At 58.8% G+C, this 20,004-nt stretch carries 22 protein-coding genes; 10 read left to right on the top strand and 12 right to left on the bottom strand.

The window, feature by feature from the left end; genetic code table 11:
* Nucleotides 1-33 precede the first annotated feature (33 nt).
* From ACIF4X_RS21120 to ACIF4X_RS21110, 3 genes are all read right to left on the bottom strand, one after another.
* A complete protein-coding gene (locus tag ACIF4X_RS21120; RefSeq protein WP_108225918.1) occupies nucleotides 34-912 on the bottom strand; it encodes a queuosine precursor transporter in 879 nt (292 codons plus the stop codon).
* A complete protein-coding gene (locus ACIF4X_RS21115) occupies nucleotides 896-1,501 on the bottom strand; it encodes a helix-turn-helix transcriptional regulator (RefSeq protein WP_397483604.1) in 606 nt (201 codons plus the stop codon). Before ACIF4X_RS21115 ends, ACIF4X_RS21120 begins: the two co-directional genes overlap by 17 nt.
* A 195-nt stretch (nucleotides 1,502-1,696) precedes the next feature.
* Complete coding sequence (locus ACIF4X_RS21110; RefSeq protein WP_397483593.1) at nucleotides 1,697-1,876, bottom strand: hypothetical protein; 180 nt, start codon at nucleotides 1,874-1,876, stop codon at nucleotides 1,697-1,699.
* A gap of 158 nt (nucleotides 1,877-2,034) precedes the next feature.
* Between ACIF4X_RS21110 and glyA the strand changes: the two genes are divergently transcribed.
* Nucleotides 2,035-3,384 carry a serine hydroxymethyltransferase gene (gene glyA, locus ACIF4X_RS21105; protein ID WP_397483592.1) on the top strand — a complete coding sequence of 450 codons (1,350 nt, stop codon included), beginning with the start codon at nucleotides 2,035-2,037 and terminating at the stop codon, nucleotides 3,382-3,384.
* Nucleotides 3,385-3,452: 68 nt separating this feature from the next.
* On the opposite strand, the gene ACIF4X_RS21100 is transcribed toward glyA, so the two are convergent.
* Nucleotides 3,453-4,871, bottom strand: a complete 1,419-nt coding sequence (locus tag ACIF4X_RS21100; RefSeq protein WP_397483591.1) for an amino acid permease — start codon at nucleotides 4,869-4,871, stop codon at nucleotides 3,453-3,455.
* A gap of 893 nt (nucleotides 4,872-5,764) precedes the next feature.
* Between ACIF4X_RS21100 and ACIF4X_RS21095 the strand changes: the two genes are divergently transcribed.
* Nucleotides 5,765-5,902 (top strand): hypothetical protein, encoded by a 138-nt coding sequence (locus ACIF4X_RS21095; RefSeq protein WP_003222780.1) that lies wholly within the window; start codon nucleotides 5,765-5,767, stop codon nucleotides 5,900-5,902.
* A gap of 71 nt (nucleotides 5,903-5,973) precedes the next feature.
* Complete coding sequence (locus ACIF4X_RS21090; RefSeq protein ID WP_397483590.1) at nucleotides 5,974-6,939, top strand: leucyl aminopeptidase; 966 nt, start codon at nucleotides 5,974-5,976, stop codon at nucleotides 6,937-6,939.
* 208 nt (nucleotides 6,940-7,147) lie between these two features.
* On the opposite strand, the gene rluB is transcribed toward ACIF4X_RS21090, so the two are convergent.
* The 6 genes from rluB to ACIF4X_RS21060 form a co-directional block, all read right to left on the bottom strand.
* A complete protein-coding gene (rluB, locus tag ACIF4X_RS21085; RefSeq protein ID WP_038363752.1) occupies nucleotides 7,148-8,368 on the bottom strand; it encodes a 23S rRNA pseudouridine(2605) synthase RluB in 1,221 nt (406 codons plus the stop codon).
* A gap of 143 nt (nucleotides 8,369-8,511) precedes the next feature.
* Complete coding sequence (locus ACIF4X_RS21080) at nucleotides 8,512-8,703, bottom strand: DUF1289 domain-containing protein (protein ID WP_311886165.1); 192 nt, start codon at nucleotides 8,701-8,703, stop codon at nucleotides 8,512-8,514.
* A 104-nt stretch (nucleotides 8,704-8,807) separates the two neighbouring features.
* Nucleotides 8,808-9,791: an SMC-Scp complex subunit ScpB gene (gene scpB, locus ACIF4X_RS21075; protein WP_397483589.1), complete on the bottom strand. Its 984-nt coding sequence runs from the start codon at nucleotides 9,789-9,791 to the stop codon at nucleotides 8,808-8,810.
* An 11-nt stretch (nucleotides 9,792-9,802) separates the two neighbouring features.
* On the bottom strand, nucleotides 9,803-10,501 hold the full coding sequence (locus ACIF4X_RS21070) for a ScpA family protein (protein WP_185057878.1): 699 nt from the start codon (nucleotides 10,499-10,501) through the stop codon (nucleotides 9,803-9,805).
* 123 nt (nucleotides 10,502-10,624) lie between these two features.
* Nucleotides 10,625-11,254 (bottom strand): L-threonylcarbamoyladenylate synthase, encoded by a 630-nt coding sequence (locus tag ACIF4X_RS21065; protein ID WP_155740674.1) that lies wholly within the window; start codon nucleotides 11,252-11,254, stop codon nucleotides 10,625-10,627.
* Nucleotides 11,255-11,267: 13 nt separating this feature from the next.
* On the bottom strand, nucleotides 11,268-12,131 hold the full coding sequence (locus ACIF4X_RS21060; protein WP_397483588.1) for a PHP domain-containing protein: 864 nt from the start codon (nucleotides 12,129-12,131) through the stop codon (nucleotides 11,268-11,270).
* A gap of 87 nt (nucleotides 12,132-12,218) precedes the next feature.
* Here ACIF4X_RS21060 and ACIF4X_RS21055 point away from each other — a divergent pair, with 87 nt between their 5' ends.
* The 6 genes from ACIF4X_RS21055 to ACIF4X_RS21030 all read left to right on the top strand — a co-directional run bounded on the left by ACIF4X_RS21055 (nucleotide 12,219) and on the right by ACIF4X_RS21030 (nucleotide 16,560).
* Complete coding sequence (locus ACIF4X_RS21055) at nucleotides 12,219-12,815, top strand: septation protein A (protein WP_127926280.1); 597 nt, start codon at nucleotides 12,219-12,221, stop codon at nucleotides 12,813-12,815.
* A 1-nt stretch (nucleotide 12,816) separates the two neighbouring features.
* Nucleotides 12,817-13,116: a YciI family protein gene (locus tag ACIF4X_RS21050; protein ID WP_007919677.1), complete on the top strand. Its 300-nt coding sequence runs from the start codon at nucleotides 12,817-12,819 to the stop codon at nucleotides 13,114-13,116.
* A gap of 150 nt (nucleotides 13,117-13,266) precedes the next feature.
* Nucleotides 13,267-13,677, top strand: coding sequence for a translation initiation factor 2 (locus tag ACIF4X_RS21045; protein ID WP_038363742.1), 411 nt, complete (start codon nucleotides 13,267-13,269; stop codon nucleotides 13,675-13,677).
* A 7-nt stretch (nucleotides 13,678-13,684) separates the two neighbouring features.
* Entirely contained in the window at nucleotides 13,685-14,362 is a 678-nt protein-coding gene (locus tag ACIF4X_RS21040; RefSeq protein ID WP_007919679.1) for a response regulator transcription factor, read from the top strand.
* 240 nt (nucleotides 14,363-14,602) lie between these two features.
* A complete protein-coding gene (locus ACIF4X_RS21035) occupies nucleotides 14,603-15,052 on the top strand; it encodes an LTXXQ domain protein (RefSeq protein WP_397483587.1) in 450 nt (149 codons plus the stop codon).
* A 167-nt stretch (nucleotides 15,053-15,219) separates the two neighbouring features.
* Nucleotides 15,220-16,560 (top strand): sensor histidine kinase, encoded by a 1,341-nt coding sequence (locus ACIF4X_RS21030; RefSeq protein ID WP_397483586.1) that lies wholly within the window; start codon nucleotides 15,220-15,222, stop codon nucleotides 16,558-16,560.
* Between the two features lie 246 nt (nucleotides 16,561-16,806).
* Here the strand turns inward: ACIF4X_RS21030 and ACIF4X_RS21025 are convergent, their stop codons facing one another.
* On the bottom strand, nucleotides 16,807-17,373 hold the full coding sequence (locus tag ACIF4X_RS21025) for a nitroreductase family protein (protein WP_397483585.1): 567 nt from the start codon (nucleotides 17,371-17,373) through the stop codon (nucleotides 16,807-16,809).
* A gap of 121 nt (nucleotides 17,374-17,494) precedes the next feature.
* On the opposite strand from ACIF4X_RS21025, the gene ACIF4X_RS21020 reads away from it, so the two are divergent.
* Nucleotides 17,495-18,949, top strand: coding sequence for a TrkH family potassium uptake protein (locus ACIF4X_RS21020; protein WP_064119592.1), 1,455 nt, complete (start codon nucleotides 17,495-17,497; stop codon nucleotides 18,947-18,949).
* Here ACIF4X_RS21020 and ACIF4X_RS21015 read toward each other — a convergent pair.
* Nucleotides 18,906-19,967 carry an AraC family transcriptional regulator gene (locus ACIF4X_RS21015; RefSeq protein ID WP_397483584.1) on the bottom strand — a complete coding sequence of 354 codons (1,062 nt, stop codon included), beginning with the start codon at nucleotides 19,965-19,967 and terminating at the stop codon, nucleotides 18,906-18,908. The genes ACIF4X_RS21020 and ACIF4X_RS21015 overlap by 44 nt on opposite strands.
* Nucleotides 19,968-20,004 lie beyond the last annotated feature (37 nt).

Below are 20,004 nucleotides of genomic sequence, written 5' to 3'. Positions count from 1 at the left end.
ACTCAAGCATGCTGAGTGAGCGCCCTCCTCTGCTTACTGCGTCTGCGCACCCGTCAGGTATTTCTTGAACAAAGACCTTGCCCCATAGGCCGGCAAGATATTGAAGAATGCAAAACCCACTTTGATTGCGATCTGAACGTAGATCATGCCCAGTATCGCGCTGTTTTCCATCGTCCCGTAAAAGGCGATGTAGCAGAACAGAAAACTGTCGATGATCACGGCAAACAATGTGCTTAAAAATACTCGCAAAAACAGAAACCTGGAATTTGTGAGTTCTTTAATCTTGCACAACAGGTACGAGTTTATATTCTCGGAAACCAGAAACGATACAGAAGACGCTACAAGAACTGCGGACAACTGACTGATAACGTCATTGTAAGCCCCATCGAGCTTCCAACCCGGCAGGCCCGGAAGATGGGTAGTGATGGCCAGCAGAATGATAATTGCGGCGTTGCTGATGAACGCGAACAGAATCGCTTTTCGCGCGAGCCTCAGGCCAAACGTTTCGTTGAGCAAGTCAACGATCAGAAACGTCAGCGGATAGAGGAAGGTGCCCGGCGTTACGACAATATCGAAATACTCGAGGTAGATCGGTTTTGTCGCAGCAATACTGGTGAAGATATACAGCGTGAACAGCATCAGGTTCAGGATGATGTAGATCATCCAGGAACTCTCATGCCGGTCATTGATTTCGTAAGCGGTGAGTGCGCCGCCCTGGGAGTAAAACTTCTTGTAAAGGTTTTTCACTTCGATTTTATTCAGATTATCCATAATCTCACTATTCAACACTTCACTCAGCTTTATTTTAATTATTTTGCCTGTCGCAATGACCATGATCACGGCCAGGCTTTTTCCATTCTCGAATCCTAGCAACTTGTACTTGCTGTTTTCCACTTCAACACTGCAATCCATTAAATCGTTCCTCGATTACATCTCCGATCACGCATACACGATCCGTATCAAAGTTGCCTTCATGGCTTATAGATAACTTCGCTGTGATTTTGTCATACACCAGCTTTTCCCTGTCGCTGGTCGATGCTCCTTTCTGCACGATCAACAAATCGCCGGGTTCATTCAGGCCGCTGATTTCGTTTTCCAAAAGCACGCCAATCAGGTTAAAGGACGCGCCAAAGTAGTAAGTCAATGGATAGATAGTGGCTAACTCGCCAATTCTTTTATCCAGACTTTGCAGCAGCATACTTTCTTTAATCACCGGAACAGCGGCCGGATTCATATTCCCCTGTGGCGAAATACTGCTTTCGATGATTTCCTTTTCTTCGAAATCAATCGTCTCTATTTCCTCGTAAGACACGCCGAAGAAATCAGAAATCTTGCGCACAGTGGACTGTTGTACATTGACCACCTTGCCTTCAAGAATGTTATAGATGGTCGTGCGGGTCAAACCACTGGAGTGGCACAGGGACAACTGAGTTTCCCCGCGACTCTTGATCAGGTATTTGATGTTGTTTTTCAGATTCTCCGATCTTTCTCTTCTGTGTATCACATGCTTACCATCCGTTGTTAACTGCAATCAATGTCACGCCCCGAATGATCATTCCGGACATACACAAGTGAGGTAGGAAATTGCAGTTTTATCCCTGTCAGTGCCGCGCGAGATCATAGCACTCTCCCTCCTTGGATTCGGTATAAAAAGTCAGCCTTCCCAGGCTGCCTCCCGCCCACTTGCAAGATCCTTTCAGCCTCTGTACTGACTCGTCACTTCCTGCTGCCTTTCACCCGGAGCCTGAAAATCGGCACCGGGCAACGCCTGTTTTACACCCGCAGCGACTACAAAAAGAATCATTTTCTTTGAAGAATGTTCATTTTTCTGATTAATTCTGTGGCGTTCCTCAGTGAAAAATTTATGATGCGTCAATCCCGCGTCCCGTTCTCGAGAGTGAAAGGACGAAAAAACGGGAGGCCTGTACAGGGTTTAGTTTTGCGCGCACAGCGGTCAAAACACGGATTCGCCTGTACAGATCTGGCAAGCACGGACGTGCGCCTATCACGCAAAACCAGGGAAGGAATCAAGCAATGGCAGTCATTACTGAACCGCTCAAGCACCAGGCTGACTTGTTGCGTCGTGGCCTCGCGGATCTTCGCGCAGAAGATGCCGAACTGGCGGAAATTCTTGAGGCGGAAGTCACGCGTCAACAGCACACGCTTTCACTGGTCTCCTCCTCCTGCGCAGTCCAGCCGCGAACCTTGGCGGCCTCCGCTTCCGTGCTGGTCAACGTGACCGCTGAAGGCATGTCCGGCAAGCGCCACAGCGCAGGGTGCGAGAACGTCGAGCGGGTCGAATCGCTGGCCATCCGCCGGGCTCGGCAACTGTTCGCGGCTCAATACGCCAACGTGCAGCCACACTCAGCGTCGAACGCCGTTTACCAAGTGCTCACTGCCTTGCTTGAGCCCGGCGACACCTTGCTGGGCATGGCGGTGGAACACGGCGGTCATCTGACGCATGGCAGCCTCGCTGCGTTTTCGGGCGCCTACTACAAGGCGATTCAATACGGCACGACATCAGACGGCCTGATCGATTACGACAATGTGCGCCTGCTGGCACTCGCCCATCGCCCACGCGTCATCCTCTGCGGCGCCAGCGCCTATTCGCGCGAAGTGGACTTCAAGCGGTTTCGCGAAATTGCCGACGAAGCCGGGGCCATCCTGCTCGCCGACATTTCACATATTGCCGGGCTGGTCGCCACCGGGCGTCATCCAAGTCCGATCGATGCCGCCCACGTCACCGTCACGTGCACGCACAAGCAACTGGCCGGTCCTCGCGGCGGGCTGATCATCAGCGGTGCTGATGCGAACACCAAGATTCCCGGTTTACGGACCACCTTCAGTCGCCTGCTGGATCAAGCCGTTTACCCGCGAATGCAGGGCGCGCCGGCCGCTAACATGATCGCGGCGAAGGCTGCCGCGCTGGGTTACGCCATGTCCGCAGCATTCGACGCCTGCATGGCGCAGATCCGCAGTACGGCGGATGAAATGGTCAAAGCGTTTCAGGCCAAGGATTATGAAGTGGTCGGCGGCTGCAGTGAAAACCACACGGTGCTGGTTCGCTTGCGGGGTGGCATCACGGGCGCTATCGCTGAGGCGGCGCTGGGACACTGCGGGATCATCGTCAACAGACATCGCGTACCCGAGGATCTCCGCTCGGCACTGGTTACCAGCGGTCTGCGTATCGGCACCGCTGCTCTGGCGCAACGCCGGGTCGATGTCCACGGCAGCCGCCAGATCGTCGATTTGATCGTGCGGATTCTGAATACTGTGGCGCCGCTCGGCGAACAGGATTACACACTGGAACCGCTGCTCCTCGCGCAGTTTCGCTCAGAAGTCGAAACCCTGTGCAGGGACTATCCTTTCGCCGACTATCAATAGCGCTCCAACATTTGCGCCCATAAAAAAACCCGGCACTCAGGCCGGGTTTTGTGTTTCTGCGTCTGCGCTTACTTGGCAGCACCTGCCGCATGCACGGCCTGCTGCGCACCGCGCTTGTTCTTGATCACGTAGCAGACCCACATGAACACGACCCAAACCGGAATCGCATACACCGAGATCTGAATGCCCGGGATCAGCAGCATCACGCCAAGGATGAACGCGACGAATGCCAGGCAGATGTAGTTGCCGTACGGATACCACAGCGCCTTGAACAGCGGCGTCTGTTTAGTCTTGTTCATGTGCTGACGGAACTTGAAGTGCGAGAAGCTGATCATCGCCCAGTTGATCACCAGCGTCGCCACGACGAGGGACATCAGCAGTTCCAGCGCGTGCTGTGGGATCAAGTAGTTGAGCAGCACAGCGACCAGCGTCACTGCCGCCGAAGCCAGAATCGAACGCACCGGCACGCCACGTTTGTCGATCTTCGCCAGACCTTTCGGCGCATCGCCCTGCTCGGCCATGCCCAGCAGCATGCGGCTGTTGCAGTAGGTGCCGCTGTTGTACACCGACAACGCGGCAGTCAGCACCACGAAGTTGAGGATGTGCGCGGCGGTGTTGCTGCCGAGCATCGAGAATACTTGCACGAACGGGCTGCCGCTGTACGAATCGCCCGACGCGTTGAGGGTTGCCAGCAGGCTGTCCCATGGGGTCAGCGACAGCAGGATCACCAATGCGCCGATGTAGAAAATCAGGATCCGGTAGATCACCTGGTTGATCGCTTTCGGGATCACGGTTTTCGGTTTGTCGGCTTCAGCAGCGGTGAAACCGAGCATTTCCAGACCGCCAAAGGAGAACATAATGATCGCCATAGCCATCACCAGACCACTGACGCCGTTCGGGAAGAACCCGCCGTGCGACCACAGGTTAGTGACCGACGCTTGCGGGCCGCCGTTGCCGCTGACCAGCAGATAACTGCCGAGCGCGATCATGCCGACGATCGCCACCACCTTGATGATCGCGAACCAGAATTCGGCTTCACCGAAGACTTTGACGTTGGCCAGGTTGATCGCGTTGATCAGCACGAAGAAGGCTGCCGCAGAGACCCAGGTCGGAATATCCGGCGCCCAATAGTGGATGTATTTGCCGACCGCAGTCAGCTCCGACATACCCACCAGAATGTACAGAATCCAGCAGTTCCAGCCCGACAGGAAACCGGCAAAGCCGCCCCAGTACTTGTGCGCGAAATGGCTGAAGGAGCCGGCCACCGGCTCTTCGACGATCATCTCGCCGAGCTGGCGCATGATCATGAAGGCGATGAAGCCGCAGATGGCGTAGCCGAGGATCATCGACGGGCCAGCGGATTTCAGTACCCCGGCCGAGCCGAGGAACAATCCGGTACCGATCGCGCCACCGAGGGCGATCAGTTGAATGTGGCGATTTTTCAGGCCGCGTTTCAGCTCGCCTGATTGCGAGGGTTGTCCACTCATGAAAAAGGTCTCACGCAAGGTTTGATGGTGTTCAGTAGACGTTGCTGCAAGGTTGCGATTTCAGGCAGCCCCGATCAAACCCCAGCGCAGGCACCAGGAGTTCAGCTTGTTTACAACGGTCATGCGTCACCTGTTTGTTTTTATCTGTGACGAAATCGAACCCGAAACGCTTGTGGCGCCACGGAGTGAACAAGGCGGGTAGCCTTGAGATTTGCGCGATTACGCAGAGGGTCACAGTTAAAACGCGGCGCATTGTACACCGCTAACCCCCTGCTGCCAGACCCCGCTGGATCAGCGTGTTGGTTGCCGGGATTGCGTGTGTCCGCCACGAAACACTCGAGCGGCTGCAAAAATTGAGTCAGGCCTTTGCAGGCCATCGGCGTGGACGAGGAAAAAACCGTCCCACGGAGAGAGGTGGAGATCAGTCACGGCGTTCATTGCGCCTCCTTCTTGTTATGCACCTGCACGACAGGCATGGGGCGCATCTCACCCTGCAAACGCCGCTGAAACAAGCGCGCCAGAGCCTTGTCCGACCCGCAGCGGTGCGGGCTTCGGCAGCTTTTCCTTACAGCGGTCATGAAGGGTTGGATTCACTCGGCTTTTCCGGCTTTTTCGTAAATATTTCTTTACGCCGCGTAACGCAGAGTTTCCATTTCAGAAATTTCTGTCAGACGTCTGCAAATTGACGGTAGCAAGCTTGCTAATGAAACTCGCGGCTTAGTTTTTTGTTTTCAAATAAGAAAACTGCCGCCGAAAAACAGAATAAAAAGTCTATTTAAAAATTAAATGAATAATTTTTTGCATTACAAAAAACCCTGAACTAGGTTCTTCACGTCTTGCCGGCCACCTCGACCGGCCAGTCACAACCGTGAAAGTCATCTAGGAGATCGACCATGCAAGCACTGGAAAAAGACTTGGATACCGAACTGCAACTGGACGAATGGTTTGAAGCACCGACCCACGAGGCGGCTGTAGAAATGATGCAAGCCGACGCGGTGGTTCCGTTCGGCACGGCGATGTGGCCTCTGTAAGACATCCCCGGGCAGGCACGATCCGGCCGGTCGTGCCTGCCGCTTTTTTCACGGTCAGTCAGGGAGGACTCATGGATAAGCCCCGCGCGATTTCGCATTTCCTTTACTACCTCGAACACCACCCTGCCCTTGCCGGTCTCGACTCGGCGAAGGTATTGCTCGGCCACACGGCTGATTACGCAGCGCTGACCGGCGACATCGCCGAACAGGCCGGCGATCATCCTCGTTTCCAGTTCAGCGCCCGACGTCTGGATCTGGAAAGTACCGAAGCGCTGACCTCGGCAATCACCGACAGCGATCTGTACATTTTCTTCTACGACTCTTCCACCCTGCCCAACCCACGGCCCGACGGCCCGGAATTCGTCCGCGCGCTGCAAGGCGTGATGGCGGAAAACTGGAGGAAGTCGCTGCTGTTCAAGGATTACGGCGATTATTTCTACGACACCTTCAGCGTCACCCCGCAGCGGATTGCTGGCCTGAACAGCCATTTGATCCAGCGCATGTCCCAGGCGACCACGCTGAGTTTCAAGGACGATGACGGCTCATGGTTTGAAACGCCGCTGAGCAGCATCAAGAAGTGGACCGACATCAACGGCGTCGGCAACTTCGACCTGGCCCCCGGCGAAATCGCCACGCACAGCGAGGCCATCAACGGCCATGTGAAATTCAAGGGCACGTTCCTCAGCACCATCCCGTTTGCGCGCAAATACGGTGTGCTGGAAGCGCCGCTGGAGTTGTGGATCGAGAACTCGACCATCAGCCGCATCGCCACCGACGTGCCGGGGCTGGAGCATGATTTCAACAAGTATCTGGATGCCAATCCGTCGAACCGGCGGATCGAGGAGCTGGGGATTGGCACCAATGAAGGCGTGAAGGATTTGTATGCACGCAATGCCGGGTTTGAGGAGCGGCATTGTGGGTTGCATCTGGGGCTGGGCGGCGGGGCCAAGGGCAGCCATCACCTGGACCTGATTTTCTCGGGCGGTGTTTTGGCGCTGGATGACAAACCTGTGTTTGATGGCCGATTTGTGTTTTAGGGCCGGCACCTGATCGTTCCAACGCTCCGCGTGGGAATGCAGCCCGGGACGCTCCGCGTCCCTTTAGAGCCGAACGCGGAGCGTCCGTTGAGGCATTCCCACGCAGAGCGTTGGAACGATCGGTGCGCACCAGACAAAAAAAACGCCAACCCTGAGGTTGGCGTTTTTGCTAGAGCTTGAAGCTTGCCGCTAGAAGCTCACAACTGCCTTATTCCGGCTTCTTGCGACCAAACCCCGGACGCTGACCGGAACCGGCCGGTGCACCACGACGCTTGCCCGAAGGCTTGTCGCCATCAACCAGCTTGATCCCTGGACGCTTCGGCGCAGGCTTGGCCGGGCGCTTGTTGGTGGTGTCCGCTGGACGATCCGCCACTGGCGTGCCACGACCGGCAGGTGCACCACGTTCGCCACGCTCAGTGCGACCGTTGGCCGGACGCGGAGCGCGCTCGCCGTCACGAGCCACTGGCTTGCGACCTGGACGCTCGCCTTCGATCTGCGGCTCACGGCTTGGACGTGGGCCGGTCGGCGCGCCAGCGGCTGGACGCAGAGTGCGCACGCGCTCGGTCTTGCCCATCGGACGCGACGATTTGCGCTGCATGCGCTCGAGCTTGTCTTTGCTCTTGGCGTTCAGTTGCGGCATGGCAACCGGCGTCAGGCCGACTTCAGCACTGAGGATGTCGACTTCGTACTGGCTCATTTCGCGCCAGCGGCCCATCGGCAGGTCGGAGTTGAGGAACACTGGACCGAAACGCACGCGCTTCAGACGGCTGACCACCAGACCCTGCGATTCCCACAGACGACGAACCTCACGGTTACGACCTTCCATCACCACGCAGTGGTACCAGTGGTTGAAGCCTTCGCCACCCGGCGCCTGCTTGATGTCGGTGAACTTGGCCGGGCCGTCTTCCAGCACGACGCCGGCCTTCAGGCGCTCGATCATTTCGTCGTCGACTTCACCGCGTACACGCACGGCGTACTCACGGTCCATTTCGTAGGACGGGTGCATCAGGCGGTTGGCCAGTTCACCGTCGGTGGTGAACATCAGCAAACCGGTGGTGTTGATGTCGAGACGACCGATGTTGATCCAGCGCCCTTCTTTCGGGCGCGGCAGCTTGTCGAACACGGTCGGACGGCCTTCCGGGTCGTCACGGGTGCAGATCTCGCCATCGGGTTTGTTGTACATGATCACGCGGCGCACCGATTCGGCCGCCTCTTCGCGCTTGATCACCTTGCCATCAATGGTGATGGCGTCGTGCATGTCGACGCGCAGGCCGAGGGTGGCGTCTTTGCCATTGACCTTGATCCGGCCCTGGCTGATCCAGGATTCCACGTCACGGCGCGAGCCGACGCCGATACGGGCGAGGACTTTCTGCAGTTTTTCGCCTGCTGGGCCGATTTCCTGGTCGTCTTTCTGAATGATGTCGCTCATCTGGGCACCTCCCGGTGTGGTCTGTTCAGGCGGCGCCTGAAGCATTGAAATCTGGGTTCCAAGCCGAAGGGATCGGCGAAGGGTCGCGAATCATACGCGGATGTGCGCCGTCGCGCATCAGAGACTAGCTGATCGATCGACAGTTATTTCTTTTTCCGCCGACCGGCGCCACCGAGTTTGATCAGGCGCAGCGCGGCTTCGGCCAGTACGCTGCGCTTGTCGTCCTTGTCGAGTTTCTTCCAGGCTTTGATTTCGCGCTTGCTGCGGCCGCAGCCGAGGCAGATGTCGTCGCTGAATTTGCAGAGGCTGATGCACGGGTCTTTTGTCGAACTCATTTGGATACCTTTGGGAGATCAAAAGATCGCAGCCTTCGGCAGCTCCTACATTGGAATGCGGCCCCTGTAGGAGCTGCCGGAGGCTGCGATCTTTTCGGCGCCCCTCAGTCTTCGAATTCGCGGCGTTCGGCTTCGATGGCTTCGGCCAGGGCGCGGGCTTCGGCTTCTTCCTCGCTCAGTTCGGGTTCGGGTGATTCGAGGGCGGCAACGGCGGCCAACAGCTTTTCTCGGGCTTCGGCGACGCCAAGAATGTCCTCTTCCGGCTCGGCTTCGGGCTCGGCTTCTAGTTCAACTGCGATAACCGCTTCAACGTCGACAAGCGGCTCACCGGTTTCGGTTTCGGGCTCAATCGTCTGCACTTCACCATCCACCGCATCCCGCAGCAAGTCGTCGAAGTCGGTCTTGATCCCCTCTTCCATGCTGTCCAACTCCAACAGCAAGGTGTGGAAACTGGTCTCTTCCTTCTCTTCTTCCGGCTCGGCGCTGGCATCGGCCAACTCCTGCAAACCCTGCGGCACCGGCGCGTCGTCGAAATCAAGCACCGGGTCGGTTTCCATCTCGCGCAGCTCGGCCAGCGGCGGCAGGTCTTCGAGGTTCTTCAGGTTGAAGTGGTCGAGAAACATCTTGGTAGTCGCAAACATCGCCGGTTTGCCCGGCACATCGCGGTAGCCGACGACGCGGATCCACTCACGTTCCAGCAAGGTTTTGACGATGTTGCTGTTCACTGCCACGCCACGCACATCTTCAATCTCGCCACGGGTTATCGGTTGGCGATAGGCGATCAGCGCGATGGTTTCCAGCAAGGCGCGGGAATAGCGCTGCGGGCGTTCTTCCCAGAGTCGGCCGACCCATGGCGAAAACTTTTCGCGGATCTGCAAACGATAGCCGGACGAAACTTCCTTGAGCTCGAAGGCACGGCCCTCGCAGGACTTGCCCAGCAGGGTCAGGGCTTTCTTGAAAACCGCAGGCTCGGGGCGTTCACCTTCTTCGAACAGTTCGAAAAGGCGTTCAAGGGATTGCGGCTTTCCAGAGGCCAACAGAAAGGCTTCAAGCAGGGGCGCCAGCTCGCGGGGTTCAGTCAGGTTCATGTTTCGACTCGTTATTCGGCTCGGGCTCGCACGTGGATCGCGGCGAACGGCTCATTCTGCACCAGCTCGACCAAGGATTCCTTGACCAGTTCAAGGATCGCCATAAAGGTCACCACCACACCCAGCCTGCCCTCTTCGGCAGTGAACAGCTCGACGAACGGCACAAAACCGCCGCCCTTGAGCCGCTCCAGCACATCGCTCATGCGCTCGCGGGTGGACAATGCCTCGCGGCTGACCTGGTGGCTTTCAAACATGTCGCCACGGCGCAGCACTTCGGCCATGCACATCAAAATCTCTTCCAGCGCGACATCTGGCAACAGCTTGCGCGCGCGGGCCTCCGGGGCGTCGAGCTTGGGCACAATGACGTCACGGCCAACGCGGCTCAAGCCGTCGATGCCTTCGGCTGCAGCCTTGAAGCGCTCGTATTCCTGCAAGCGGCGGATCAGTTCGGCGCGCGGGTCGTCTTCTTCGTCTTCGACGGTTTCGGCGCGAGGCAGGAGCATGCGCGACTTGATCTCGGCGAGCATCGCGGCCATCACCAGATACTCGGCGGCCAGCTCAAGGCGCACCGACTGCATCAACTCGACATAGCCCATGTACTGACGGGTGATTTCCGCCACCGGGATGTCGAGGATGTTGATGTTCTGTTTGCGGATCAGGTACAGCAGCAGGTCGAGCGGGCCTTCAAACGCATCAAGGAAGACTTCCAGCGCATCCGGCGGGATGTACAGGTCCAGCGGCATTTCCATGACCGCCTGGCCATAGACCATGGCAAACGGCAGTTCCTGCTGGGCGCCGGCCTGGGGATCGACAACGGTTTCCACTGCGGACATTCAGGCCTCGACCATGAACGGCGTCGGATCGCCGCAACCGACGCGGACGACTTCCGGATCGTCGCCGGTCAAATCGATCACGGTGGAAGCTTTGATGCCACCAAAACCGCCATCAATGATCAGGTCCACCTGATGTTCGAGCAATTGACGCATTTCGTATGGATCGCTCAGCGGATCTTCTTCGCCGGGCATGATCAGGGTCACACTCATCAGCGGCTCGCCGAGTTCGGCCAACAGCGCCAGCGCGATCGGATGGCTCGGCACGCGCAGGCCGATGGTGCGCTTCTTCGGATGCAGCAGCAGACGCGGCACTTCGCGGGTGGCGTTGAGAATAAAGGTGTAAGGCCCCGGCAGATGCGCCTTGAGAATACGGAAGGTGCCGGTGTCGATCTTGGCGTAGTTGCCCAGTTGCGACAGGTCGCTGCAGATCAGCGCGAAGTTGTGCTTTTCATCGAGCTGACGCAGACGGCGTACGCGCTCGATCGCGGTCTTGTCGCCGATCTGGCAGCCGATGGCGTATGAAGAGTCCGTGGGATAAACCACCACCCCGCCCTTACGGATGATTTCGACCGCCTGTTTTATCAGGCGCGCTTGTGGGTTCTCCGGATGTATCTGGAAAAATTGACTCACATTCTCTACCTGTTCAGACGGCGGCAATATCTGTGTCATGTTTGAACCGACACCACAGGGGTGGAAGGTCCTCGGGAACCGGCCGGTACTGGCCGATCTCGGACCAGCCGCCAGGGCCATGGAAGTCACTGCCGGCGCTGACCAGCAGACCGAACTCACGGGCAAGGATTGCCAGGCTGCCCACCTGTTCCGCAGGCTGATGGCCATTGACCACTTCAATCGCATGCCCGCCCGCTTGAATATAGTCGGCAATCAGCTTTCGGCGCTTGCTGCGGGTGAAATCGTAATGCCACGGATGCGCCAGGCTGACCCAGGCATTGGCGGCGCGCAGCGTGCCGACGGTGTCTTCCAGCGTCGGCCAGTGCAATTTGACGTCACCGAGCTTGCCGGCACCGAGCCATTTGCGGAAGGCTTCGGCGCGATCCTTGACAAAACCTTCACGCACCATCCAGTCGGCGAAATGCGGACGGGCCGGGGCGTTGCCGCTGTCGCCCAGTTCCTGCTGGATTTTCCGGGCGCCGTCGAGGGCACCGGGCATGCCTTTGAGGGCGAGCTTGCGGCTTATTTCTTCCGACCGCAGCCAGCGCCCATCGTGCAATTTGGCAATCGCCTCGACCAAAGGCACAGCATTGACATCAAAACCGTAGCCGAGCACATGAATGGTCGCGCCGCCCCAGGTACAGGACAATTCGACGCCGTTGACGAGTTGCATGCCCAATTCGTTGGCGGCCGAGCGCGCTTCGGCGAGGCCTTCGAGGGTGTCGTGGTCGGTCAACGCCAGGACTCGCACGCCGTTCTCGAACGCACGCGCAACCAGAACCGCAGGCGCCAGGGCGCCATCGGAGGCCGTGCTATGGCAGTGCAAATCAACATTCACGGGGAGTTGTAACCTCAAATCAGCTGGCGCTATCGCGCGCCCATATGTTTGTTATTATGCCGCCACATCCAGCTTCTGGCTCTCACTGTGAAACAATTCATCGATTTCATCCCGCTTCTGCTGTTCTTCATCGTTTACAAACTTGATCCACGGGTCGTCGACATCGCTGGCCATGAAGTGACTGTAGGCGGTATTTACAGCGCCACGGCGATGCTGATCATCAGTTCCCTGGTGGTGTACGGCGCGTTGTTCATCAAACAGCGCAAGCTGGAAAAGAGCCAATGGCTGACCCTGATCGCCTGTCTGGTGTTCGGTAGCCTCACGCTGGCCTTCCACAGCGAGACCTTCCTGAAATGGAAGGCGCCGGTGGTCAACTGGCTGTTCGCCGTGGCTTTCATCGGCAGTCACTTCATCGGTGACCGTCTGCTGATCAAACGCATCATGGGCCACGCGCTGACCCTGCCGGATCCAGTCTGGACCCGCCTGAACATCGCCTGGATCGCCTTTTTCCTGTTCTGCGGGGCCGCCAACCTGTTCGTCGCCTTTACCTTCCAGAGTTACTGGGTGGATTTCAAGGTGTTCGGCAGCCTGGGCATGACCCTGGTGTTCCTGGTCGCACAGGGCATTTACCTGTCGCGCCATCTGCACGATGCCGATACCACAACACCAAAAACCGAGGACTGACATGCTCTACGCAATCATTGCCACCGACGTCGCCAACTCACTGGAAGCACGCCTCGCCGCACGCCCTGCGCATCTGGAACGCCTGCAAGCGCTCAAGGGCGAAGGCCGCATCGTATTGGCCGGCCCGCACCCGGCCGTCGACAGCAATGATCCGGGCGCGGCGGGTTTCACCGGCAGCCTGATCGTCGCTGAATTCGATTCGCTGAGCGCCGCCCAAGCATGGGCCGATGCTGATCCGTACATCGCCGCTGGCGTCTACGCCAATGTGGTCGTGAAGCCGTTCAAGCAAGTCCTGCCATAAATGCGCGGTGATGAGGGGATTTCTCCCCTCATCATTTACGACACGGCCTCTGGCACTGAACCTTCCTGGTTCTTGCTGCTCTCAATCGCTCATTATTCTCGTTTGCCTGCCGACAACCTGCCCAATATCCATTTGGAAGCAGGTGTCGCGATGCGCAAGGGTCCGTTGTGTCTGATGTTGGTCACGTTGTCGATCATGGCACCCGCCCATGGTGAGGAAACCACCGAAGGCGGCAGCTCCACGCCATTGTCGTTAAGCGCCGGCAGCCAGATCACCGAGTTGCAGCAGCGCCTCAAAGCCAGCGAGCAGCAGCGGGAAGAACTGAGCAAACAACTGCAAAATGCCGACAATACCCGCGAAAGCGCCCAGCTTGCCCGGTTGCGCCAAGAGAACCAGCGCCTGAAGCTGCAACTCAAGGAAGCCCAGGCCAGTCCGCTGCCACGTCTGCTGACCGATCAGCAGCAGTGGTTCGTCACGGGCGCCGGAGTAGCGCTATTGGCGCTGCTCTGCGGTATCTTTGCCAGTGGAGCAAGCCGAAAACGTCGGCAATGGCTAAATTGAGTGAGTCATGAGCGAGCTGTTACTGATTGATGATGACCAGGAGTTGTGCGAACTCCTGAGTAGCTGGCTGAGCCAGGAAGGCTTCCAGGTGCGCGCCTGCCACGATGGCCAGAGCGCGCGTAAAGCGCTGGCCGAAACCGCCCCGGCGGCAGTGGTGCTGGACGTGATGCTGCCCGACGGTAGCGGTCTGGAACTGCTCAAGCAATTGCGCAACGACCACGCTGATCTGCCGGTGCTGATGCTCTCGGCCCGTGGCGAGCCGCTGGATCGTATCCTCGGCCTGGAACTGGGCGCCGACGATTATCTGGCCAAACCGTGCGACCCGCGCGAACTGACCGCCCGTCTGCGCGCGGTGTTGCGCCGCAGCCATCCGGCAGCGGTGTCGACTCAGCTTGAGCTGGGCGATCTGAGTTTCAGCCCGGTGCGCGGTGTGGTCAGCATCGACGAAAAAGAACTGACCCTTACCGTTTCTGAAAGCCGTCTTCTTGAAGCGCTGCTCAAGCAACCCGGCGAGCCGCTGGACAAACAGGAACTGGCGCAGCTCGCCCTCGGCCGCAAGCTGACCCTGTACGACCGCAGCCTCGACATGCACGTCAGCAACCTGCGCAAAAAGATCGGCCCGCACCCGGACGGTCGTCCACGGATCGTCGCCCTGCGTAGCCGCGGTTACTTCTATAGCCTCTGAACCGCGCGCGGCACGCTGCGATCGATCGTTCCCACGCTCTGCGTGGGAATGCAGCCGGGGACGCTCTGCGTCCCACAGCCTCAAGATCGCAGCGTGCCGCAGCGCCTGCACCGGATATGTGTAAGGCTTACAACAAAGCGTCTTTACCCAAGCTTTACGCAGTGCTGACCGCCGCTGACCTTGATCTCCGTAATCTGAACTCATCCGGAACGTACCGGGAACGAGACAAGGAGATACACCATGCGCAAGACTCTTATCGCTCTGATGTTCGCTGCCGCTCTGCCAACCGTCGCCATGGCCATGCCGCAAGATGGCGGCCCGATGGGTGGCCCGATGGACGGCGCTCGCCACGGCGGTCAGATGCACGGCATGCACGGCAAAGGCCCGTACAGCCAACTCGACCTGTCCCGCGAACAGCGTGAGCAGATCCGCAAGATCATGGGCGAGCAGATGCACGAGCGTAAGCAAGTGGTCGACAAGTACCTGGAAAAACTCTCGCCGGCGGACCAGAAAGCCATGAAGGACGAGATGGCCGCCAACCACAAGAAAGCCGAGACCGATGTGCGTGCGGTGCTGAAACCGGATCAACAGAAGAAATTCGACGAGATCCAGAAGAAACAGGCCGAGCGTCGCGCCGAATGGGCCGAGTTCAAGGCGTGGAAAGCGCAACAGGCGCAAAAAACGCAATAATGTTCTGACCCGGACCCGACGGTTACCCGTCGGGTCTTTTGCAACCCGGAACCTGTAGGAGCTGCCGAAGGCTGCGATCTTTTGATCTTGATCTTAAAAAACAAAGTCAAAAGATCGCAGCCTTCGGCAGCTCCTACAGGGATTTGTGTTTGTTCTGAGGATTTTCTGTGCGTTCATTGTTCTGGCGTATTCTCGCGAGCTTCTGGCTGGCCATCGCTCTGGTGGCCGGGCTGTCGATTCTGCTCGGGCACATGCTCAATCAGGACGCGTGGATCCTCAGCCGTCACCCGGGCCTCAACACCCTCGCCGGCGAATGGACGCAAACCTACGAAGCCCAGGGTGAAGAGGCCGCCCAGGACATTCTCGAACAGCGCAAACGCCAATATCATATCGACGTTCAGGTCCTCAATGAATCCGGCGACCCGGTAGTGCGCGGCACCTTCCCACGTCGCGCCGCCGCCTTCGAAGCACGCCAGAACAACGATGACCGACGCCTGCCATGGCGCCGCCTCACCGACGAATTCACCAGTGAAAAAACCGGTGATACCTATCTGTTTATCTACCGCATCCCGCACCCGGAACTCGACGCCTGGCACCGCGAAAGCCTGCTCTGGCCGCTGAGTGCACTGGGCATCGCGCTGGTGGTGCTGACCCTGTTCAGCCTGCTCGTGACCTTTTCGATCACCCGTCCGCTCAGCCGTTTGCGCGGCGCCGTGCATGATCTGGGGCAGACGACTTATCAGCAGAACAGCCTGGCGAAACTGGCTAACCGTCGCGATGAATTCGGCGTACTCGCCACCGATTTCAACCGCATGGGCGCGCGCCTGCAAAGCCTGATCGGCAGCCAGCGCCAGTTGCTGCGCGACGTCTCTCATGAGTTGCGCTCGCCACTGGCGCGGCTGCGAATTGCCTTGGCACTGGCCGAACGCGCCAACCCTGAAGAGCGCGAGAAACTCTGGCCACGACTGACCCGCGAGTGCGATCGGCTGGAAGCGTTGATCAGTGAAATTCTGGTGCTGGCACGGGTTGATGCGGACAACGCCAGTGCGGAAGACGTGGATTTGAATGCGCTGCTCGGCACTTTGCAGAAGGACGCAAAACTCGGATCGCCCGAGCAGATCGTACGTCTCGATGCCGAACCGCAACTGAATCTGAAGGGTTGGCCGACCATGATCGAGCGCGCCGTCGATAACCTGTTGCGCAATGCCCAGCGCTTCAACCCGGAAGGTCAGGCGATTGAAATGCAGGCCTCGCGACAGGGCGAGCGGATTGTGGTGAGCGTGCGTGACCATGGGCCGGGGGTGCAGGCCGAACATTTGAGCCAATTGGGCGAGCCGTTTTACCGGGCTCCGGGGCAGACGGCGGCAGGGCATGGCTTGGGGCTGGCGATTGCGCGGCGTGCGGCGGAACGCCATGGCGGGAGTTTGACGCTGGCCAATCATCCACAGGGTGGGTTTATTGCCAGTCTGGAATTGCCGTTGGTGCCGGGAGCGGTGGTGCAACCCTGAGAGCCGCCCTCACCCCAGCCCTCTCCCGGAGGGAGAGGGGGCCGACCGCGATGTCTTGCGTCATACATCGACCTGAAAAACCGAGTCGATTATGGACTCTGAACCCGTAATCAACTCTGTATTCGACTTAAACCGAAATCGATTATGGATTCATTGCAGATCGCTCAAGTCGGCGTACCTCTACAGCATCCCCCAATCAGTCCCCTCTCCCTCTGGGAGAGGGCTAGGGTGAGGGGCTTTTGATCTTCAGCCCTTACCGGGCCAGGCGCTGACAAACTCAGCCAGATCAACCTTTTCCGCCACACGCGGCTCTTTCTGCGGCGTCCCAAGGTAGAGAAACGCAATTACCTCCTCACCTTCCGCCAAGCCCAAGCCTTGCGCCACATGCTTCGAATAAGCCAAATCCCCCGTACGCCACACCGCACCAATCCCCTGCGCATACGCCGCCAGCAAAATCCCGTGCGCCGCACACCCAGCCGCGAGCAACTGCTCGGCCTTCGGGTATTTGACGTGCTCCTGCAACCTGGCAATCACCACAACCACCAGCGGTGCACGCAGGGGGCCGTTGCGGGCCTTGTCGATCATCGCTTCGGTGACTTCGCCTTCCTGCTGCTGAGCAGCCTCGGCCAGCAACTCGCCCATTTGCTCGCGCGCCGCGCCTTCGATGGTCAGAAAGCGATACGGCTGCAAGTGCCCGTGATCCGGTGCACGCAATGCGGCGCCAAACAGAGCTTCGCGCTGCTCGGCAGTGGGGGCCGGTTCGACCAGTCGTGGAACGGAAACACGGTTGAGCAACGCGTCGAGAGCCTGCATCGGCCACCTCCTGAAAAATATGTGCGGCTATTCTAGCTTTATCTGCCAACAGGATGCCGGTTTACATGCCCTGCCCCACGGGTAGAATGGCGCCCTTCTTACATCAGCCCGAGCGGACTTCATGGCGTTGCCGACCTTACGGATCATTGGTTTCATCATCGGCATCTTCCTGATCACCCTGGCCGTCGCCATGGTCGTGCCCATGGCCACCCTGGTGATTTTCGAGCGCACTGGCGACCTGCCGTCGTTCCTCTGGGCAAGCATGATCACCTTCGTCGCCGGCCTCGCACTGGTGATTCCCGGCCGCCCGGAACACATTCACCTGCGCCCGCGCGACATGTACCTGCTGACCGTCAGCAGTTGGCTGGTGGTGTGCATTTTTGCCGCGCTGCCGTTCCTGCTGACCCAGCACATCAGCTACACCGACTCGTTTTTCGAAAGCATGTCAGGCATCACCGCCACCGGTTCAACCGTGCTCAACGGCCTCGACACGATGTCGCCGGGCATTCTGATGTGGCGCTCGCTGTTGCACTGGATCGGCGGCATTGGCTTTATCGGTATGGCGGTAGCGATTCTGCCGTTGCTGCGGATCGGTGGCATGCGCCTGTTCCAGACCGAATCCTCGGACCGTTCGGAAAAGGTCATGCCGCGCTCGCACATGGTGGCGCGGCTGATCGTCGCCGCGTATGTCGGCATCACCATCCTCGGCAGCCTGGCGTTCTGGTGGGCCGGGATGAGCCCGTTCGATGCGATCAACCACGCAATGTCGGCGATTTCCACTGGCGGGTTCTCGACCTCTGATCAGTCGCTGGCCAAGTGGACGCAACCGGCGGTGCACTGGGTCGCGGTGGTCATCATGATCCTCGGCAGCCTGCCGTTCACCCTGTACGTGGCGACGTTGCGCGGCAACCGCAAAGCGTTGATCAAGGATCAGCAAGTGCAGGGGTTGCTCGGCATGTTGCTGGTGACCTGGCTGGTGCTCGGCACCTGGTACTGGTGGACGACCAACCTGCATTGGCTGGATGCCTTACGACACGTGGCGCTGAACGTGACCTCGGTGGTCACCACCACAGGCTTTGCCCTCGGCGATTACAGCCTGTGGGGCAACTTCTCGCTGATGCTGTTTTTCTATCTGGGGTTTGTCGGTGGCTGTTCCGGCTCGACGGCAGGCGGGATCAAGATCTTCCGTTTCCAGGTTGCCTACATCCTGCTCAAGGCCAACCTTAATCAGCTGATTCACCCGCGCGCGGTGATCAAGCAGAAGTACAACGGCCATCGTCTCGACGAAGAAATCGTGCGCTCGATTCTGACCTTTTCGTTCTTCTTCGCCATCACCATCTGCGTGATCGCGCTGCTGCTGTCGCTGCTCGGCGTCGACTGGATGACCGCACTGACCGGTGCCGCCAGTACCGTGTCCGGTGTCGGCCCGGGCCTGGGCGAAACCATCGGCCCGGCGGGCAACTTCGCCACCTTGCCGGACGCGGCCAAGTGGATCCTGTCGTTCGGCATGCTGCTCGGCCGACTGGAGATCATTACGGTGTTTGTGCTGTGTATTCCGGCCTTTTGGCGTCACTGATCACACTCGGCGCCTGCAACAACCGCGTCCGGTAATCACCGGGCGTGGTGTCGAACCAGCGGCGGAACGCGCGAAAGAAGTTGCTCGGGTCGGCAAACCCCAACAGGTAAGCGATTTCCAGCAAGGTCATGCTCGGCTGCGCCAGGTACTGTTCGGCCAGCTCTCGACGGGTGTCATCGAGCAGTTGCTGAAAACTCGTGCCCTCCTCCTGCAACCGCCGCTGCAAGGTGCGCTGCGATAGATGCAGGGTCTGCGCGACGGTATCGCGCTTCGGCTCGCCCTGCGGCAACAACCGGCACAGCACCTGCCGCGCCTTGTGGGTCACGCGACTTTCGGAAAACCGCGCCAGATACTCCCCGGCAAAGCGGTCATGCAACAGCGCCATCGCCTCGTTGGCGGTGGGCAGTGGCGCTTCCATGTCAGCGCGTTCGAAGATCAACGCATCGTACGGCGCGTTAAACATCAACGGCGCGTGGAAGGCTTGTTTGTAGGGTTCCAGGTCATCCGGTTCCGCGCCCTGCACCAAGACTTTGACCGGGTGCAGCGTGCGCCCGGTCAACCAGCCACACAAGCCCAGTGCACAGGCCAGCGAGGCTTCGGCGCTTTGCCGGGTCGGCGGCAGGTGATCGCCATGCACCGTCAGAATCAGCGCATAACCTTCTTCCAGCAGACGAAAACTCAGGTCGGCACTTTCGGCGATGATGCGCTGATAACGCACCAACCGTTGAAAGCCTTCGGCCAGCGTATTGCTCGACATCAGTGCATAGCCGGCGACATGAAACGACGCCGGGCGCACTACTTTGCCCATGTTCAGGCCAATCGCCGGATTACCGGACAGTTCGACTGCCCGTTGCCAGAGGCGGGTCATGGAATCTTGCGGGAAGCGCGCATCCGGATCATCCAGAGCCGTGTAATCGAGCCCCAGTTGCTTGAACAGAACCCGGCAATCCAGGCCGTCCATCTCCAATGCTTTGACAATCCCCATCGCCCAGCTTGCAGAAGTCGTTCGTTCGCTCATGGCGTTTTTCTTTTACATGAGGGGCCGCATATTACGG

The organism is Pseudomonas sp. NPDC085632 (genome assembly GCF_044541255.1).
Taxonomy (GTDB): Bacteria; Pseudomonadota; Gammaproteobacteria; order Pseudomonadales; family Pseudomonadaceae; genus Aquipseudomonas.
This window is presented reverse-complemented; position numbering and strand designations above follow the sequence as displayed.

What these genes read in the sequence shown, in the direction of transcription:
- ACIF4X_RS21090 (WP_397483590.1), top strand. Translation starts at nt 5,974, where the DNA reads ATGGATAAGCCCCGCGCGATTTCGCATTTCCTTTACTACCTCGAACAC.
- ACIF4X_RS21080 (WP_311886165.1), bottom strand. Translation starts at nt 8,703, where the DNA reads ATGAGTTCGACAAAAGACCCGTGCATCAGCCTCTGCAAATTCAGCGAC.
- ACIF4X_RS21035 (WP_397483587.1), top strand. Translation starts at nt 14,603, where the DNA reads ATGCGCAAGACTCTTATCGCTCTGATGTTCGCTGCCGCTCTGCCAACC.
- ACIF4X_RS21025 (WP_397483585.1), bottom strand. Translation starts at nt 17,373, where the DNA reads ATGCAGGCTCTCGACGCGTTGCTCAACCGTGTTTCCGTTCCACGACTG.
- ACIF4X_RS21045 (WP_038363742.1), top strand. Translation starts at nt 13,267, where the DNA reads ATGCGCAAGGGTCCGTTGTGTCTGATGTTGGTCACGTTGTCGATCATG.
- glyA (WP_397483592.1), top strand. Translation starts at nt 2,035, where the DNA reads ATGGCAGTCATTACTGAACCGCTCAAGCACCAGGCTGACTTGTTGCGT.
- ACIF4X_RS21040 (WP_007919679.1), top strand. Translation starts at nt 13,685, where the DNA reads ATGAGCGAGCTGTTACTGATTGATGATGACCAGGAGTTGTGCGAACTC.
- ACIF4X_RS21050 (WP_007919677.1), top strand. Translation starts at nt 12,817, where the DNA reads ATGCTCTACGCAATCATTGCCACCGACGTCGCCAACTCACTGGAAGCA.
- ACIF4X_RS21095 (WP_003222780.1), top strand. Translation starts at nt 5,765, where the DNA reads ATGCAAGCACTGGAAAAAGACTTGGATACCGAACTGCAACTGGACGAA.
- rluB (WP_038363752.1), bottom strand. Translation starts at nt 8,368, where the DNA reads ATGAGCGACATCATTCAGAAAGACGACCAGGAAATCGGCCCAGCAGGC.
- ACIF4X_RS21120 (WP_108225918.1), bottom strand. Translation starts at nt 912, where the DNA reads ATGGATTGCAGTGTTGAAGTGGAAAACAGCAAGTACAAGTTGCTAGGA.
- ACIF4X_RS21020 (WP_064119592.1), top strand. Translation starts at nt 17,495, where the DNA reads ATGGCGTTGCCGACCTTACGGATCATTGGTTTCATCATCGGCATCTTC.
- ACIF4X_RS21100 (WP_397483591.1), bottom strand. Translation starts at nt 4,871, where the DNA reads ATGAGTGGACAACCCTCGCAATCAGGCGAGCTGAAACGCGGCCTGAAA.
- scpB (WP_397483589.1), bottom strand. Translation starts at nt 9,791, where the DNA reads ATGAACCTGACTGAACCCCGCGAGCTGGCGCCCCTGCTTGAAGCCTTT.
- ACIF4X_RS21015 (WP_397483584.1), bottom strand. Translation starts at nt 19,967, where the DNA reads ATGAGCGAACGAACGACTTCTGCAAGCTGGGCGATGGGGATTGTCAAA.